Origin of the sequence: Enterovibrio qingdaonensis (assembly GCF_028683135.1) — a bacterium.
Taxonomy (GTDB): domain Bacteria; phylum Pseudomonadota; class Gammaproteobacteria; order Enterobacterales; family Vibrionaceae; genus Enterovibrio; species Enterovibrio qingdaonensis.
In genome coordinates this window covers 53,962-71,696 of sequence record NZ_JAJUBB010000013.1, presented here as the reverse complement: position 1 = coordinate 71,696, position 17,735 = coordinate 53,962, and the positions used below count along the sequence as shown (strand labels likewise).

Sequence of the window (17,735 nt, the reverse complement as noted above, 5' to 3'; positions counted from 1 at the left end):
TGACTCTCTACTACTTTTCTTCTAATGCAAACTTTACTGCCGCAAAAGCATGTAAATCTGTGGTGTCGTAAAGCGGGACATCCGTGTGGTTTTGTTGAACGAGAAGCCCGATTTCGGTACAACCCAAAATAACAGCTTGCGCACCGTTTTGTTGTAGCTCGTCGATGACAGCTAAGTATTGTTGACGAGAATGCGCCTTTATTTCGCCTTGGCAAAGTTCTTGATAAATAATTTCGTGAACGACATCTTGGTGCCATTCAGGTGGAACAGACACAGTTATACCGTGTTGTTCTAAACGCTCTTTGTAAAAAGGTTGGGACATGGTAAATCGGGTGCCGAGAAGACCAACATGTTGAATATTATTCTCTTTTAATGCCAGAGCCGTTGCGTCAGCAATGTGAAGGAGAGGTATTGAGATGGCTTCTTGTACTTGGTTGGCAACTTTGTGCATCGTATTTGTCGCGATAACAATAAAGTCAGCACCTGCTGCTTCCAATTTTTTTGCTTCATCGGCGAGAATTCTTGCTGAACTGTCCCAATCTCCGCTACGTTGGAATGCTTCAATTTCAGCGAAGTTGACGCTGCTCATCAGTATTTTGGCTGAGTGATGACCGCCTAATTGACGCTTCGTGTATTGATTGAGCAGACGATAGTAAACAATGGTAGATTCCCAGCTCATACCACCGATCACGCCGATTGATTTCATTTGTGATTATTCCTTTAACAAAACTAAACAGGTACAAAGCGCACTGTGAAAACGCGTTTAGATTAGAGGTATCACAAAATTCAGATTTGAACTAACAAAATATGAAAGCGAGTCGTCTGGTAAAAATGAAAGGTGGATTTGCGTTTGGTGAAGGCCCGTATGCTGACGAACCTTCTGACAAATACTTTAAATAGTGGTTATGCTTGGCTGTTTTCCACGATTGACGCACCTACACCTTTTAACCATTGCTGGTACCACCCTGATAATGTTTCTACTGGGCGAGGTCGACTAATTAAAAAGCCTTGCAAAAGAATGCCGGGATAACGCGCGGTAAGGTATTCTAAATCTTCAAAATGCTCGATGCCTTCTGCAACCAGATCTACTTTAAATTTTTCTGCAATATCCGTTAACGAACTGACGATGACTTGGCTGAATTGGTCTGAATGAATCTGGTTGATGAGCGTTCTATCGATTTTTACCTCGGTAAAGGGAAGGCTCCTTAGTTGCTGAATATTGGTAAATCCTGTTCCAAAATCATCCAAAGACAACCCATATCCCCTGATTCTTAATCTGTTTAATGATTCCATTTGCTCAGAGGACTTAAGCGCATATTCTTCAGTGATCTCTAAAACGACACGGTTTTTATCGATTTGTCTGGCTTCAAAAAGAGCCTCAAGGCGGTTTGGAATGTCGAGATCTGCCAATTGTTGGGGGGAAAGGTTGATACTGACTTTAACGTGATCGCCAAAAATGTCGGATAAAGAGTCCATGTCTGATGCTGTTTTCTCTGCCAACTGCATGGTGAGGAGATCCATGAGTTCATGTTCCATGGCGGTAGGTATAAATCGACCTGGTAAGACAGCATCCGTTTCTTCAGGGAGTTTTATTCTCGCCAGCACTTCTAAGCTTTCAACGAGATTGTTTTGCGGATTGAGTTTAGGTTGGTAGTACGGGATGATTTGCTGACGAACGATACAATCTAAAAGTTCTTTCTTTGACATCTTTTTGAAATTTATAAACTTTCGTTCCTCTATTTGCGACATTCGGTCGAAAATCAATCGCAGTCCATCTGGTGTTATTGGTTTTGCGATGTTGCCCAACAGGCAGACTTTTTGTTGCCTAGCGACTTCTGCAGCGAGCTCAATGATGCGCACATCAAGGTCGGAAATTATGCAGATTCCCCCTTGATAGTTGACTTCGCCTAGCTCCCTGATAACGGCCATGCCGTCAATTTCTGGCATATTTAGGTCGGTAAAAACAATGTCGAAGAGTTGTGGTGAGCGTTTTAATTGCGCGAGTGCTTTTTGAGGAGATGAATGGGTACAGACATCTTCGTAACCGATACCATCCAACATCGATACCATCAAGGCCAAGATAGATTCTGAATCATCGATAACCATCACGCGTCTAGAACGTTTCATCTCGCTCTCACTATTAATACTAAAGTCTCAAATTAAAATTAGATTCTAATGGTTAATTTTCAACACTCGCTGCATGGTTATTTTGTGTTTATGCCTAAAAATATTACACCAGACCGTTATTTTTTATGTGTTTAGTGAAATAAATTTTTGTCAAGAAATAAGTGGTGGTTTCAGTGGGTGGGGAGAGGAATGAAAGGGGAGTGATAGGTTGAGGCTGTTTTTGTAGAAAGCAAATAAGATGAAAAAAGCCCCGAAGGGCTTTTAAAATTAGTGCTCTGAAGACGTTAATGGTGCAACTTCCAGAAGAGGTGCTGCATCAATGCTATCGGCGTTCATCATGGATGAGATACGTTGAACAGAAGAAATTAGAAGTGATTGTTCCCACTCTTCGAGCGCCTGAAAACGTGAAATGAAACTTTCTTGCAGAGGCTTAGGAGCTTGCTCTAATGCTTGAACACCTTCAGGAGTAAGGTGGGCGTGCACTTTGCGTTTATCTAGATTGCTTCTGACGCGAACGATTAGGTTACGGCTTGCCAAACGATCGAGAATTGTTGTCGCCGTAGCTTGACTCATGTTGGTGTGATTTGACAGTTGTCGAATAGTCACTTCATCAAGATCATGAATCGCTCTCATTAGCACTAGTTGCGGGCCGGTTAGTCCTGCTTCTTTATTCAATTTTCTAGAATGCAGATCGATGGCACGGATGATTTGCCTCAATGCAACCAATACCTCTTCGTGCTTCTCCATAGAAGCGTCTCCTTAAAAACTGCAAGTTGTATAAATCGCCGAAATTATCTGTGCAAAACCATTTTTTTAAAAGGCCTTTCGCACGTTTCTTACCAAACCTTACACATTTAGAAAAGAGTTCGCGAAAGCGATTTGGATTTTATTCTTATTCCTTTGCTTAACGTTGAGACATTTCAGTTGTTTCAAGGTGATGTTGTGATCATTACCAATAGAAAATGAGACTGATTCACATTTACATTTGAATGCAATTGTAAATGAGTGTAATAATTATTAACGATATCGTTCGTATGTTAAGAAGTATTTACTCAAGGAAGAATTATGAATCGCTCATCTCTTGCTATCGCATGCTCTGCGTTGATTTTCTCCAGCGTTGCGACTCACGTGTCAGCAGCATCAAATATCGATGTAGTTGAACATTATGCGGATATTGCTCATGCCGTTTTTAGTGATGCACATGCAACGGCGGTCGATTTGAACGCAGCAATTGATGCTTTAAACCAAAAACCATCGGCAGAAACACTGCAAGCCGCCAAGGAGGCATGGTTTGCATCACGCGTGCCTTATCAGCAAACAGAAGTGTTCAGATTCGGTAACGCCATCGTCGATGATTGGGAAGGACAGCTTAATGCATGGCCGCTTGATGAGGGGCTTATTGATTATGTAGCGGATGATTATCAATACGAGCTTGGGAATCCTGGTGCAGTCGCAAATATTGTTGCGAATAACGCGTTGAAAATGGGGAGTGAAACTCTTGATGTTTCCAATATCACACCTGACCTCCTTGCTTCACTAAATGAACTCGCTGGTTCTGAAGCTAACGTTGCAACTGGCTACCACGCTATCGAGTTCCTGCTTTGGGGCCAAGATTTAAACGGGACGAATGCGGGAGCAGGAAACCGCTCTTATAGTGACTTTGCCTATGGGGAGTCATGTACAAATGGAAATTGTGACCGTCGCAGAGCCTATTTAAAGGCTGCTGCGGAACTACTGGTTGCCGATTTGAATTGGATGGAAAATCAATGGGCATCGGGACAGAAAGACAATTATCGGGCCACGCTTCTCACGGAAAATACCGATAACGGTTTGCGCAAAATGCTATTTGGTATGGGCTCCTTATCTTTAGGGGAGTTGGCTGGAGAGCGCATGAAAGTAGCTCTGGAAGCCAATTCAACGGAAGATGAACATGATTGTTTTTCAGACAACACACACAACTCTCATTATTACAATGAATTAGGTATTTATAACGTATTCACTGGTTCCTACAAAAGGGTGGATGGAACGATGCTGACCGGCCCTTCGCTATATGACATGGTGAAAGCGGTTGACCCTAGTTCGGCAAAAGCCATTAAGGCCGATTTTGATAATGCCAAAAAAGAAGTTTATCGACTGGTGGAGTCTGCCGAAAATAGAAATGTGTACTTTGATCAGCTCATTGCTTCAGATAATGCAGCGGGGAATCAATTGGTTAATGATGCAATTAGTGCGTTGGTCGCACAAACAAAAGGTATTGAGCAAATTGCGGCAGCTGTAGGTGTAAGCAATTTGAACCCTGATACGGCTGACCATCAGTTCTAAATACGTATCACTAGAACAAGCCTCCAATGCTTTGGGGGCTTTTCCTATTTCTTAAAGCCAATATTTCTCGCAGGATGTATGAAGTATTTTTTGTTTACCTTATCTGTTTTGTTCTCTTCTTGCCTCCCCGCTTCTCCGAAATCGGGTGGAGATACCACGACCTCGCAACAAGGCACAAACGCATTTTCGCAAGCCGCATCAAACCTGCCCCTGTCAGAGCAAATAGACTTCAGTGTTGGTAATAGCTTTTTTCGAAATCCTTGGGTGAGTGCGCCTGCGTCGACCGATGCCCGAGATGGCTTAGGGCCTCTGTTTAATACCAACGGGTGCCAAAATTGCCATATTAAAGACGGTCGTGGCCACTTACCCAGTGAAGGTGATACGAATGCGGTCTCTATCTTAGTACGCCTCAGTGTACCTGCGGTGACAAAAGCTCAAAAAGCATGGGTGATTAAACATGGGAACGTGCCTGAACCTACCTATGGAGGGCAGTTACAAGATGTAGCACTGTCCGGTTCGAAAGAGGAAGGGCAAATAAACATCACGTTTGAGACGCATACGGAGACGTTCAAGGACGGTTTTGTTGTTGAACTACGAAAGCCTGTGCTCACTCTCGAAGGTCTGAATTACGGTGAACTGCACCCGGATACCCAAATGTCTCTTAGGGTAGCTCCTCCGATGATCGGGCTAGGGCTGCTTGAAGCCATTCCTGAAGAAACGTTGATGCGGTTTGCGCAAGAGCAAGACCAGCAGGGTCAGGGGATATCAGGTCGCGCTAACAAGGTTTGGGACGTTGAATCCAGCTCGGTTCGGTTGGGAAGATTTGGTTGGAAAGCGGGGCAGCCGAGCCTGATGCAGCAGAATGCGGCCGCGTTTAATGGTGACTTAGGGCTAACAACGTCGCTCTTCCCGTCGGAAAATTGTTCCCCAGCACAGCCCCTGTGTGATGCGCTACCGAATGGTGGCTCGCCTGAAGTCAGCGACAAAATTCTTAACTTCGTTGAGTTCTATACTCAGCACCTTGCCGTCCCTAAGCGTCGAAATATGAATGATCCCCTCGTGGTTAAGGGTGAAATGCTCTTTATGGATATTGGGTGTCAGAGTTGTCATCAGCGGGAGATTAGAACGGGTGTTGTGGAAAACAGAACGGCCATCAGCAACCAGTTAATTTCGCCATACACTGACCTACTTTTGCATGACATGGGCTCAGGGCTTGCTGATCATCGCGGCGAGTTTATCGCGACAGGCACCGAGTGGAGAACCGCTCCGTTATGGGGTCTCGGGTATACCGAAGAAGTGAATGGCCATACTGAGCTCCTCCACGATGGGCGAGCAAGAAATGTGATGGAGGCTGTGCTTTGGCATGGCGGTGAAGCGGAGTCGATTAAGCAAAAGGTGTTGGGGTTTGATGAGAATCAGCGCAACGCACTGATCGCATTCCTTCTTTCTTTGTAGGTGGCTAAATGAACCTTACTGGATACATGACCGCATTGAAGTGGCCCTTTGTCGTTTTCTGCGTCACCGCTTTAATAGGGTGTGGATTGGAAGCAAAAACGGCAGACATGTCAGACAAACTTTGGGCGAGCCAGCAACAAAGCGCAAAGCACTTTCTAGATGCAGTATCAAATCTTGCTATCTCCACCGGTGCGCTCTGCCAAATTAAGAGTGGTAAGCAGCAAGAAGAGAAAACAAAACAGGCGTGGTTAAACGCTGTAACGGCGTGGGCTCCGCTTCAGGGGGCGAATGTTGGCAACGCGAAAGCGGCAGCATTAAGTTGGCAGATACAGTTTTTTCCGGATAAAAAAAACACAACGGGCCGAAAAATGTCACGACTGATCCAATCCGGTGGCCCTTATTCCGTGGCGTCTCTTTCTAATGAGAGTGTGGCGGTTCAAGGGCTAGGTGCGATGGAATGGTTGCTATTTGATCCAAGCAACATGAAGGATGTGAAAACACATTGTTCATTGATGGTTGTGACGTCTAAACATCTGGTTAATTCCGCCGAAGCGTTAGTGACTTCGTGGGAGATAAACCCGTGGGGACAGACCAATAAAAATCAGTTGGAAGCAGACGCTCTTAGGCTGTTAACAGCACAGCTTGAAACTGCAATTAAGAGTATTGAGATCCCCATGGGTAAACCCGGTTATCCCAAACCATATCAAGCCCCGTTCTGGCGTTCACAGCAGTCTTTGACAGCAACACGTGAGAACATTGCGCATCTGCGCACTCTGTATGAACAGATAATGCGTCCTGTGCTCATCGATAATGGTCATCCTGAGCTTGCGAAACGTCTTTCAGTGCATTGGTTGACTGCGCTGGAGAGCATTCCAGAGGGGGAAGGGTTAAAAGCACTGCTAGATACCAAAGCGGGCTATCGTGATTTGATTACGCTTTTGAATAACCTCGAGTACATCAATATTGCACTCCGTGAGGAAGTAGGGCCCGCGCTTGGCATGATTGTCGGTTTCAATTCAACGGACGGTGACTAACGGTATGAATATATGCCCAAAGAGGAGGCGCATCATCTTGTCTGCTATCGGCATAGCATCCTTTGGTGGCACCGTGTTGGCTGTAAGAACCACCAAGCGAGTGATTGAAGAACCAGTGCCGAGTATGTTGGGGTGCGCAAAAGGTAGCAATGGTTTCTATGAGGTAATTGGTATTTCCAGCGAAGGCGAAACCTGCTTTAGAACGCCACTGCCGACGCGTGGACATGGTATTGCGCTTATGCGGGAGCGATCTCTTGGTTTCGTCTTTGCGCGCCGTCCGGGCACTTTTATTCAGACCATTAATACAAAGAATGGATCTTCACTCGGCGTTTATCACCAAACAGCGGATCGCAAATTTTATGGTCATGGTGATGTGTTTGGTGATTTTCTCTATGCCAGTGAAGGTGTTAATGAAACAAGTGAAGGGATTATCGGTGTCTATGAGGTGTCACCTGCGGGCGGGTTACGCAAAGTCCGGGAATTTTCTGGCTTTGGCACCGGTCCTCATGAGGTAAGGGTTGTCAATGACACGACGTTAGCTGTGGCGGTTGGTGGTATTCAAACGCAAGGCAGGAGAAAACTGAATATTGATAGCATGGCTCCGTCTCTGGTTTTGTTAGATAAGGAGAGTGGGGCGGTTAAAGGCAGATATGAATTGGCTGATCGACATTTGAGTATCCGACACATTGCTATCAGCGGGACCGGAGATGTTGTGATTGCGCAGCAATACAAAGGTGACGAGACGATATCACGTCCCTTGCTGGCCATGTTGTCATCGGATGGTCATTTTCAAGCTCTTCATGCGAAGGCGGAGCAATGGCAAAGGTTCAATCACTATATTGGGAGTGTGGCTTGTACAGATTCACAGATCGTTGCAACGTCACCGAGAGGCAATTGCTTTGGTGTTTGGGACCTGTCATCAAAAGAACTCGTGGAAATGGGATCTTTACTTGATGCATCAGGCGCTTCGGCAAATCAAGAGGGATTTGCGCTGAGCTCTGGAAGTGGGCAAACAGTCATACAAAAAGCAGAAAAAAGCCCTATTTATCATCGCTCTGATGTTACTTGGGATAATCACTGGGTCATGCTTTAACATCATGCTTTTCTAACTCTCTGATTTCTAATATTCATAAAAATTCCGCCAACGAATATTGTGTCATTTGCCATACTAAGATCTCTATTTGGAGGTGACGCATGCTTTCTGTCCGTATGATTTTCAAGGCACTGATATTTTTTGCCCTATTGCCACACGTGGCAATGGCTGTGCAAGCTGCTGACGAACGTCGTGCCTCTGAAGAAGCGTTGCTTTGGGTTCAACAAGCCGAGCCAGAAGTGGCCATTGTTACTTATCCAAATGACGTCGCACGTATTTATGAAAGCTTTTCGTTTTCTCCTATTTGGCATGATTACCGCGCCAAGGACGAATTAGAAACGCAAATTAATATTATCTCTTTAGCTGGGATCAGCCAGGATTTTGAATGGCGAGCAGTCATACTCAGAGAGCTTAGAGCAAGCGGAGATTGGCGTGCTTATGATGTGTTTGCAACAGACAGTCTTCTTGCGTTGATTGGTTATATCGAGTCAATACCTGAAAATGGCAAAAGTTGGTTTTTTGGGACCGACATTGATACCGTTTTACCTGCCCCGACACTTACACAGATGAACCGATTTTTGGTTTCTGCATTGAAGAATAAACTGTATTCGTTTGTCCATGGATTGCGTCCGGACACATCACAGTATCGAGAAATGGCAAAAGCGATTGTTGCGTTACAGGATCTAGAACCTACGTACTGGCCAAAGTTTGTTCAGAGAGGGTTGATAAAGCACGGTGAGAAGCTGGATAACGCGGATAGTCTCATTACCAATTTAGAAAGGCAGGGTGTGCTGAATACGGCAGAAGCCCAGCAACTAAAAATTGCGAAAGTCAGTTTTTATAATGCAACCTTAGTGAACGCGGTAAAGCAGTTTCAACAACGACATGGCCTTAAAGTTGACGGTGTAATTGGTAATAAAACGCGCCGTTGGCTGAATAAATCGGTCGATAATCGTATTCAGATCCTTGCGCTCAACATGGAGCGCCTGCGGTTGTGGCCGACGGGCCGCGACAAGATCATATTGGTAAATATCCCTAATTATGAGATGGAGTTCTGGTTAGACAGCCAACTTATCTTAGACAGTAAAGTGGTCGTAGGACGCCCAAGCCGTCGCACACCGCTGTTTGAGTCTCGTCTGGATTCCGTGGTGTTTAACCCTAGCTGGAATGTTCCTGTGAAAATTATGCGAGAGGATATTCTGCCCAAGGTCAGGGAAGATAATGAGTATCTATCGAAGCATTCCTATACCGTGCTGAGTAGTTGGGTAAACGGGAGCGTCATTCCTTATGAGGAAATTGATTGGGAGAGCGTCACGCCGAGAAATTTCCCGTATAAACTTCAGCAGTCTCCAGGTAACTTTAATGCGCTAGGCAGATACAAGTTTAATACGCCGAATGGAAATGCCATTTACCTGCATGATACCCCCGCGAAAAGCTTGTTTAACAAGGAACGCCGAGCGTACAGTTCAGGGTGCATTCGCGTTCAAAAGGCCGAGGTCCTTGCGCAGATTTTGTTGAACAAATCTGGCCTTGAGTTTGGTGATTATGATTATTATCGCCAAATTCCCGAGACCAAATGGGTCTCTCTTAGAAAGAAAATTGAAGTCCATACGATTTATCAAACGGCTTGGGTCAATGAAGAGGGGGGCGTAGAGTTTCGTGATGACGTTTATCACTATGATGCGCGCCCAAAGCGAAATAACACCGCAGTTACGTCTCTGGCGGCACAACGTCTGCCCATCTAAGTTGGCCTGTTTTTAACACGAGTGATTTCAGCCTTGTGTTCTATTCGCCATAATTGCATTTATTTACATTTCTCTGACAAATGCGAAATTGTGTGAAATATCAGCACGAAGACAGCTGTTTTACATGTTTTCGCTCATTTTCGAGACAAAACCCCATTTGATTGTGAATTCACAAATCTATAAATTCGCCTTTGTTTTCGCGTTTCTGACAGTTAATGCGTTTTAAAGCTGAGTTCAGACGCTGATTATTGTGATTTTCTTTTGTGGGAATTTGTTGGTTTTTATGGACGGTTTGGATCTTCAACGTCGCCGCTTTATGTTGGGTGGCGTCGCGTGTCTTACTGCGGCAGTGTTACCTAATCCTGCTTTCGCGCTCCCTATTTCTCAAGGGAAACCGCGAAATTTGGCAATGACCAGTATTAATACCGGTGAACATCTCGATGTTTGCTATTTCGATGGTCAACAATATCTCACGAAAGGCTTGGGTGAGTTAAATCACTTGTGTCGTGATCATCGCCGAAATCTTTCTACCGAGATGGATCCTAAGCTATACGACCAACTGGTCGCGATATGTGGCATGGTAAAGGCTCCCAATCCGATCACTATGGTATCCGGCTATCGTTCGCCTGCGACTAACGAAATGTTGAGAAAGAGCGGTGGTGGTCAGGCAAAGAAGAGCTATCACATGACAGGCCAAGCGATAGATTTCTTTGTTGAAGGTGTCCCTTTGGCTGCGTTGCGTAATGCCGCTTTGTCTTTAAAGGCGGGGGGCGTTGGCTACTACCCCAACAGTGGTTTTATTCATATAGATACGGGGCCGGTAAGGGCGTGGTAAGCCAGTGAGAAGGCGCGATGAATTCGCGCCTTTTTAGTGTTCAGCGTACCGTCTCACACGGTTTGGCTTCTTTGTGGGAATGAATGTACCGGTTCTGCTTTTTTGCCTTTAATTTTGAAATATCCACCATGACCAAGCCGTCAATGCAGTCAGCAAAATCTGGGTCCACGCTGAAGTCTAAAAACTGTGCACCGCCAGGCTCACAGAGTTCGCTGTATTGCTTATATAGCGTTGGGATTGCCGTCCCTAAGTTATCAAGTAGAGTTTTTAACGTTTTAAGATCGGCGTGATAATCATCACCGGAGAATTGGTTTAAGAGTGTGTTTAGTCTTTGATTCTCTATATTGAAAGGGCGCTTAGATGTGGCAATCGATTCTTTCGAGCCGAAGTAAGTACGATAGAAATAGATTAGCAACTCTTTCGCCGTGTGGGGCATTGCATTACTGATGGTGACTGGGCCAAAGAGATACTGATAGTGAGGGTGCTTCGCTAAAAATGCACCTATACCCAACCACAGATAATCCAAGCTTCGTTTTCCCCAGTATTTAGGTTGAACAAAGCTCCTGCCTAACTCCAGTCCGCTCTGCAGAATGGGCTGCATGCCATTTTCAAAGTCAAAAAGCGTGTTGGTGTAGACCGCATCGATACCATGTTGAGCGATGACAGCTTGTGTATCACAAAATCGATAAGCCCCAACGATATCGAGCGCATCGGGGTCCCAAAGGACCAGTTGAAAGTAGTGCTGGTCATATTTATCTATGTCTCGGCGTTGACCTGTGCCTTCTCCGACAGCGCGAAATGCGACTTCGCGAAGACGGCCGATTTCCCGCATAACATGGGATTCATCGCGATAACGATAGAGATAAATCGCCTTACCATCGGGTGTGGTGCCCAGACGTTCGCTGTTTTCCAACTCTTCTTTTAGTGCCAGACGAGGCTCAGGTGGGGCAATTGCAGACTCTGTTGGAAAGACGCCTGCTTTTCCTCGTGACAAGTTATACAGATGCTTTTTGAACAGCTTTACACGTGTTTTTATGGGGAGGTTGGCACTGGTGCTATAGCTGGAGAAAGGGATAGCTTCACCGATAGTCAGCGCGATGCTATTGTCCTCTTGCCCAAACATTTCATTGACTAGTAATAAGGTTGATAACGGCTTATATACCAAAGAGGCACCGTAGAAAATGGCGGAGTTTCGGCCATCAACATGGATAGGCAAAATGGGTGCTTTAGCCTTGGAGGCCATGCGTAGAAACCCGCTATGCCATTCTTTGTCTTTCACGCCAGTTGGACCAAATCGCGATACCTCTCCTGCAGGAAATATAATGAGCGCGCCTTCACTTTGTAGCCATTCATCAATCTTCCGCAAATTCTCTTTGGGCGTTTTTCCAGACATGTTGTTAACGGGCAGCAAGCAGCCATGAAGTGGTTCAATTTGCATAAGTAGGTTGTTCGCGACCGCTTTAACGTCCGGTCTGATCTCTCGAACCATTTTTAGAAGTGCTAGTCCATCGAGCGAGCCGATTGGATGATTCGCGATGATGACTATGCGCCCTGACGAGGGAATACGCTCTCTTTGCCTGTCGCTGGTGGTGTAACTAAAGCGAAAGTAGTCCAGTACCTGCTCAACAAATTCGAAGCCTTTCAGATAAGGGTATTTAATGGCGAAATCCTGAAACGCTTCTTCGTGGAGTAATCGACGTAAGGTGGAACTAACGGGGCGTGCCAACCAAGGCTTTCCTGCGATTGATGGATAATTTGCCGCGATGACGTGATCAATATTGAACATGAGAGTCCTTTACAAAGTGGGGTTGCATTATGCCGCTTCGTCTTTCTTTTCGCTTACAGCGTCAGGCTGGAGGCTTGCAAATGCATAGCTCTCGGCCAGCAATTCACAGCGTTCGGTCCACCGAATGAGTTGGATGGTGCCATCATGCTGTTCAAGTAAAGCGGTGCAGTTTTCGATCCAGTCACCATCATTGAGGTACAACTCGTCACCCAATACCTTCATGTCTGGGTGATGAATGTGGCCACAAACGATGGCATGTGCGCCTTTTCTGCGGGCATATTGGATTGCTGCGTTTTCAAATCGCTGAATGGCGACATTGGCGGACGCGACCTTGGACTTTATGTATGACGCGAGTGACCAGTACGGAAAGCCCATTCGTTGGCGGGCTCGCGACCACCAACGATTGAGAAATAGCAGCAGATCGTAGCCAACATCACCTGCGATCGCGGTTAAACGTTTATGACAAACTGCGCTGTCAAATTCGTCGCCATGCACAGCAATGATCTTCTTGCCTGTGAGGGTTTCGTGGATATGGCTCGCTCTCACTTCAACGTGCCCAAAGTTAAATTTGAGATATTGACGGATGACAGCATCGTGATTTCCAGGAATGTAAATAAGACGCGTACCGTTATGGGCTCGCTGCATCAGCAAGGAAAGGACTTGGCTATGTGATTCTGGCCAATGATGGCTGGATTTCATCGAATAGAAATCGACGATGTCTCCAACAAGAATGATAGTTTCAGCATCGTGCTTATTCAGAAAGTCGAGCAAGAAACCGGCTTTGCAATCTTTATTACCGAGATGAAGATCTGAGATCCACAACGTTCGCACAGAGTATGGGTTCATAAGCACTGATTTGGTAATGATACGAAAAGTTATACGTCACTGGTGGCTACGTTACGGAACGAGGATGAACATGTTTTTTCAGACCAGTGACGTTGTTGTTTCAAAGTGATGTCATTCCAATGACATTGCTGATTACACACAGGAAAAGGAGAGTCTCGGTCGATAGCAGGTTCTCATTAAAATGAGATTGCGGGCGTGTTATGCTTTGGCAGTTTTTCGCATTTATACGGAATTTAATATGGCTCTGAAGTACGAAATCGTTCCTGTTACTGCATTTCAGCAAAATTGCTCAATCATCTGGTGTGATAAGACCAATGAGGCAGCATTGGTAGACCCAGGTGGCGATGTTTCTAAGCTGGTAGCTAAAATCAATGAACTGGGTGTAAAGGTCACCAAGGTTCTGTTGACGCATGGTCATTTAGACCACGTAGGTGGAACGGAAGAAATTGCAGCAGCTTACAATGTGCCTGTCATTGGTCCAGAGAAGCAAGACGCTTTCTGGTTACAAGCACTGCCTGCGCAAAGTGAAATGTTTGGTTTTGCACGCACCGAAGCATTTGACCCAACTGAGTGGTTAAATGAAGGCGATGAAGTCATGGTGGGGGAAAACAAACTCGCAGTGATTCATACCCCTGGTCACACACCAGGCCACGTTGTGTTCTTTAGTGAAGAAGCGCGTATGGCATGGGTTGGCGACGTTTTGTTTAATGGCAGTATCGGACGCACTGACTTTCCAAAAGGTGATCATGCAACGCTGATTCGTTCGATTAAAGAAAAACTGTTTCCTTTAGGCAATGATGTCACGTTTGTTCCTGGGCATGGTCCTAACTCTACCTTTGGTAACGAGCGTAAAAACAACCCTTATGTTGCTGATGAAATGCCAATTTGGTAACGCAATACAGGTTGCTCTGACCTCATAACGTAGGTCACTCTGCGGGCTTTGTGCCCGCAGACGCTAAGTATCTTCTCGTCAATCCCACAAAGTCATCAAGCGGACGATCCAGCAGGTCTTCGCTAACAAATACATCGTATCCGAGTAACTCCCGCGTATAAGACATTCTGTTTGCTAGCATCGCTATCAATCCTTTATAGACTTTCCCTGACGTTGCCACGTAGGGCTCGTCATCGAACATCATATCTTCAAGTTTGGTGTTAGTTGGTTCCTCTGTACGTCGATAAGCACTGAGCAATAGTCCGCGCTGTTCCATAATGATCTGGCTAGCAAGCCGAAAACTGATGCCATCAAGGAAAGGCTCGTAGTCATTTAGCCGGATCCCCATCCAAGGTAAAGGTTGATGCCAGCCATCAAGCGATACGCTGGGGACACCTATTTCACGAATGTCTGACCACTTTACGCTCCAGCCCCCTTTGTTCGTGTGATGTTGCATGTGCATATCAGACAGAGAAAAAGATAGTCTGTGCTCATCCACAATGTGGGAGATATAGATACCTAAACCCGCCATAAGCAGCAGACCGATCAACGCAGGTACGGTTTTGACTTGGGGCAGGGTAACGATGAAGGTCAGTACAACAATCGCGAGCAGAATGACCGCGATGGTGAAGTACTTTCCTATACGTTGATTTGGCGGGTAAATCAGCAATCTTTTTCTCGTCAAAGTACAGTTGTCCTTCTAATTACTCGCTTTAAGCGTAGTACGATCACCTCCGTAATAAAGAAGGTGATGATAAGTTGAACAAAATATCATGCGGTTTCTGACAGTTAGCGCAAGTTTTGCTGTGAATTGGTGTTAGAGCTACAAAATCACTGTGATTTTTGGTATAAAACGCGCTTTGTTTTTCACCCTGCTGTATTCAGGGGATGCTTAACGCAGTGCATCGAGGTAGGACGATTTAATGAAAATCTCTCACAAACGCAAAGTTCAACTTAAGCTTCAAAAACACATTAAAGCTGCAAAAGCAGTGGTTAATGCGTCTATTAAAAAAGAAGCGGCTGTTAAGAAAGTAGCGGCAGCTAAGCCAGCTGTTGAGAAAAAAGCTGAAGCACCAAAAGTGGTAGCAGACGTCGCTCTGACGCCTAAGCAGCAACAAGTGCTTGATATTGTTCGCCAGAATGCGGAGGGTATCAACCCTAAAGGTATCGGCCTGGCTGCTGGTCAAGAAGATGCGAAAGCGGCTTCTTGGGCGACAGGTGCTCTGAAAAAACTGGCCGAAGAAGGCATGGTTGAGCGCGTACAAATGGGTAGCAAAGTGATTTACAAAGCACTGTAATCACTTCCGTATATTCCCAATTTAGAACCAGCCTCAGGGCTGGTTTTTTTGTTGCTGAATGTAAGCGCAGTTTTCGGGTGTGTTAAGTCATTGTAATGTGTGCTGGTTGTATTTTTGGGCAAAGAAAAAAATTAAACGATCAAGGACAAACTTCTACTTTATTCGCGCGAGAAAACAAAAATATCAAATATAGTGATGGGTAACTTGGACATTATCCTAAAAACAATAAAAGCAAACGGGACTTGCTATGACTGGATATTTGTATAGTACGGACACGAAGCCCACATGCGTGATTAATTACGATTACACGCGGTTTTTATGTGAGTCAAATAAGTACAAGCGCGCATTTTTCCATACGTTGTTGTTGCAGCTTGCGCCTTGGTCGTTTAACCGCGATAAAGAGGAAAATGCACGGTGTTTTCCGAGCGAAGAGTTTACACAGATAGCCAGTCAGTCACTCTCATCGCTAAATAGCGATGTGTCCAACCTTATTACGCTTATTGAGCTCGCCCGAACGCGAAATATTCATCAATTGAATATCATGTTGCCATATTCATTGGACGAAAAAGAAATCGCGAAAATCACTAAACACACATTGGCTGATATCCAGCAATTCAGTGATGATCGCGAATCTCTTCAAGTTAGCCTGTTATAGAGTCACGCCTTTTATTATCAGATATATAGCGGCTAAACCCGCTGCTAACAAAAATCCAAGAATCAGCTTATTGGCTGTGGTGAATCCGTGCTCATGTTTTTCTTTTCTGACGATCATATAGAAGATAATGCCAGGGATGTAGAGCAGTGCGGCTAACAACAAATGGTGAATACCTGACGCATAAAGCAGCCAAATCCCGTAAAAAGTCGCCAACGTTGAAACGAATTTCACTTTTGTAGAATGCCCCTCGCCGTAGGCCACCTTCATCAGGTATCCACCCACAAAAAGGTATGGGACGAGGATCATTTCAGAGGCGATTGTCAGCAAATCATCGTAACCACCGCCAATGGCGTACATCACAAACAGACACAATTGAATGACGATGCTGGTTAGCCACAGTGAATTGTAGGGCGTTCCATTTTTATTCACTTTGCTAAAACACTTGGGGAACATGCCGTCTCTTGCAGCAGTGTAAGGTGTTTCTGTCGCAAGCAGCGTCCAGCTTAGGTATGCACCCGTCACTGAAATGATCAACCCCACACCGATCAGCACGACACCTGTTTCACCAATTAATGCTTGTAGAATTTTTGCGGTTGATGGATTTTGGTACTTCGCCAGTTCGGGAGTCGAAACAACACCCATTGAAAGCAAAGTAACAGAGACATACAGGAACAAACAAATAAGCAGACCCAGAATCGTTGCTCGGCCTACGTCAGAGGTACTTTTGGCTCTGCTAGAAACAACCACTGCACCTTCTACACCAATAAATACCCAAACCGTGATTAACATTGTTTGTTTTACTTGTTCAAACAGACTTGCTTTACCCGGAATATTGGCACCTGTGAAGTCGAAGGTGAAGGTATGCCAGTGGAATGCAAACAAGGCCACGACGATAAAGACGATGATTGGGATAAGCTTTGCGATGGTTGTTATGTAGTTCACGATGGCGGCGGTTTGAACACCACGCAGCACCAATGTATGAACGAGCCAAATCAATATAGAGGACAGCGCGACGGATAAAAGGGTATTACCGTTACCAAATAACGTAAAAGTGCTTGTGTCGAAAAACAGCCCTAATGTACTGAAGACGATAACCAAGTAGGAAACATTTGCTACGGTTGCACTCAGCCAATACCCCCAAGCAGAAAAGAAGCCTGTAAGGTCGCCAAAACCGGCTTGAGCATAGCCAAAAACGCCCCCTTGTATCTCTGGTTTAATCTCGATCAATTGTTGAAACGTCAGGGCTAAACATATCATTCCAATCCCTGTGATGATCCAACCAATGGTCACCGCGCCCGGACTTGCGACTGCCGCCATATTCTGAGGAAGGCTAAATACCCCTGCGCCAATCATGGAACCTATGACAAGAGCTGTCAGTGCTTTTAAATCGAGTTTATTGCTCAAAGTACTACCTAAAAATAACGAACGAGTTAAGTGGGGGAAGTATAGTTAAAGTTGGTGCGTCGAGAATTACTCAGAAATGGGATTAATGATTGCAGGATTGTTTTTGGATGAAACAGTTGCCTTTGGGAAGGTCGAGTTTTGTGCATTCCACGTAAAACTGTCTGTGGAATGCACCTGAATGCCTGAAAGGTAATGAAGAGTGGG

Annotated in this window: 16 protein-coding genes; 9 read left to right on the top strand and 7 right to left on the bottom strand. The window is 45.3% G+C overall.

Going from position 1 to position 17,735, the window contains the following annotated elements; all coding sequences use genetic code 11:
• Positions 1-10 precede the first annotated feature (10 nt).
• The 3 genes from LRP49_RS16845 to LRP49_RS16835 all read right to left on the bottom strand — a co-directional run bounded on the left by LRP49_RS16845 (position 11) and on the right by LRP49_RS16835 (position 2,874).
• Positions 11-706 (bottom strand): aspartate/glutamate racemase family protein, encoded by a 696-nt coding sequence (locus LRP49_RS16845; protein ID WP_274143477.1) that lies wholly within the window; start codon positions 704-706, stop codon positions 11-13.
• Between the two features lie 197 nt (positions 707-903).
• A complete protein-coding gene (locus LRP49_RS16840; RefSeq protein ID WP_274143476.1) occupies positions 904-2,127 on the bottom strand; it encodes an EAL domain-containing response regulator in 1,224 nt (407 codons plus the stop codon).
• A gap of 267 nt (positions 2,128-2,394) precedes the next feature.
• Positions 2,395-2,874: a MarR family winged helix-turn-helix transcriptional regulator gene (locus tag LRP49_RS16835; RefSeq protein ID WP_274143475.1), complete on the bottom strand. Its 480-nt coding sequence runs from the start codon at positions 2,872-2,874 to the stop codon at positions 2,395-2,397.
• A 318-nt stretch (positions 2,875-3,192) separates the two neighbouring features.
• Here LRP49_RS16835 and LRP49_RS16830 point away from each other — a divergent pair, with 318 nt between their 5' ends.
• The 6 genes from LRP49_RS16830 (at position 3,193) to mepK (ending at position 10,611) form a co-directional block, all read left to right on the top strand.
• Positions 3,193-4,449, top strand: a complete 1,257-nt coding sequence (locus LRP49_RS16830; protein WP_274143474.1) for an imelysin family protein — start codon at positions 3,193-3,195, stop codon at positions 4,447-4,449.
• A gap of 78 nt (positions 4,450-4,527) precedes the next feature.
• A complete protein-coding gene (locus LRP49_RS16825) occupies positions 4,528-5,904 on the top strand; it encodes a di-heme oxidoreductase family protein (RefSeq protein ID WP_274143473.1) in 1,377 nt (458 codons plus the stop codon).
• Between the two features lie 8 nt (positions 5,905-5,912).
• The gene (locus tag LRP49_RS16820; protein WP_274143472.1) at positions 5,913-6,938 is read left to right on the top strand and encodes an imelysin family protein; all 1,026 of its coding nucleotides are present in this window, start codon (positions 5,913-5,915) and stop codon (positions 6,936-6,938) included.
• A gap of 37 nt (positions 6,939-6,975) precedes the next feature.
• Entirely contained in the window at positions 6,976-8,031 is a 1,056-nt protein-coding gene (locus LRP49_RS16815) for a DUF1513 domain-containing protein (RefSeq protein ID WP_274143471.1), read from the top strand.
• Positions 8,032-8,132: 101 nt separating this feature from the next.
• Complete coding sequence (locus LRP49_RS16810) at positions 8,133-9,776, top strand: L,D-transpeptidase family protein (protein WP_274143470.1); 1,644 nt, start codon at positions 8,133-8,135, stop codon at positions 9,774-9,776.
• Positions 9,777-10,059: 283 nt separating this feature from the next.
• Positions 10,060-10,611 carry a peptidoglycan L,D-endopeptidase MepK gene (gene mepK / locus LRP49_RS16805; protein WP_274143469.1) on the top strand — a complete coding sequence of 184 codons (552 nt, stop codon included), beginning with the start codon at positions 10,060-10,062 and terminating at the stop codon, positions 10,609-10,611.
• Between the two features lie 40 nt (positions 10,612-10,651).
• Here the strand turns inward: mepK and olsF are convergent, their stop codons facing one another.
• Entirely contained in the window at positions 10,652-12,397 is a 1,746-nt protein-coding gene (gene olsF / locus LRP49_RS16800) for a bifunctional ornithine lipid synthase OlsF (protein WP_274143468.1), read from the bottom strand.
• 27 nt (positions 12,398-12,424) lie between these two features.
• The gene (locus LRP49_RS16795) at positions 12,425-13,243 is read right to left on the bottom strand and encodes a UDP-2,3-diacylglucosamine diphosphatase (protein ID WP_274143467.1); all 819 of its coding nucleotides are present in this window, start codon (positions 13,241-13,243) and stop codon (positions 12,425-12,427) included.
• A 238-nt stretch (positions 13,244-13,481) separates the two neighbouring features.
• Between LRP49_RS16795 and LRP49_RS16790 the strand changes: the two genes are divergently transcribed.
• Complete coding sequence (locus LRP49_RS16790; protein ID WP_274143466.1) at positions 13,482-14,135, top strand: MBL fold metallo-hydrolase; 654 nt, start codon at positions 13,482-13,484, stop codon at positions 14,133-14,135.
• 34 nt (positions 14,136-14,169) lie between these two features.
• Here the strand turns inward: LRP49_RS16790 and LRP49_RS16785 are convergent, their stop codons facing one another.
• Complete coding sequence (locus LRP49_RS16785; protein WP_274143465.1) at positions 14,170-14,859, bottom strand: DUF2982 domain-containing protein; 690 nt, start codon at positions 14,857-14,859, stop codon at positions 14,170-14,172.
• 238 nt (positions 14,860-15,097) lie between these two features.
• On the opposite strand from LRP49_RS16785, the gene LRP49_RS16780 reads away from it, so the two are divergent.
• The gene (locus tag LRP49_RS16780) at positions 15,098-15,472 is read left to right on the top strand and encodes a MarR family transcriptional regulator (protein WP_274143464.1); all 375 of its coding nucleotides are present in this window, start codon (positions 15,098-15,100) and stop codon (positions 15,470-15,472) included.
• Positions 15,473-15,761: 289 nt separating this feature from the next.
• Positions 15,762-16,127 carry a hypothetical protein gene (locus LRP49_RS16775; protein ID WP_274143463.1) on the top strand — a complete coding sequence of 122 codons (366 nt, stop codon included), beginning with the start codon at positions 15,762-15,764 and terminating at the stop codon, positions 16,125-16,127.
• On the opposite strand, the gene LRP49_RS16770 is transcribed toward LRP49_RS16775, so the two are convergent.
• Complete coding sequence (locus tag LRP49_RS16770; protein ID WP_274143462.1) at positions 16,122-17,531, bottom strand: basic amino acid/polyamine antiporter; 1,410 nt, start codon at positions 17,529-17,531, stop codon at positions 16,122-16,124. The genes LRP49_RS16775 and LRP49_RS16770 overlap by 6 nt on opposite strands.
• Between the last annotated feature and the right edge of the window lie 204 nt (positions 17,532-17,735).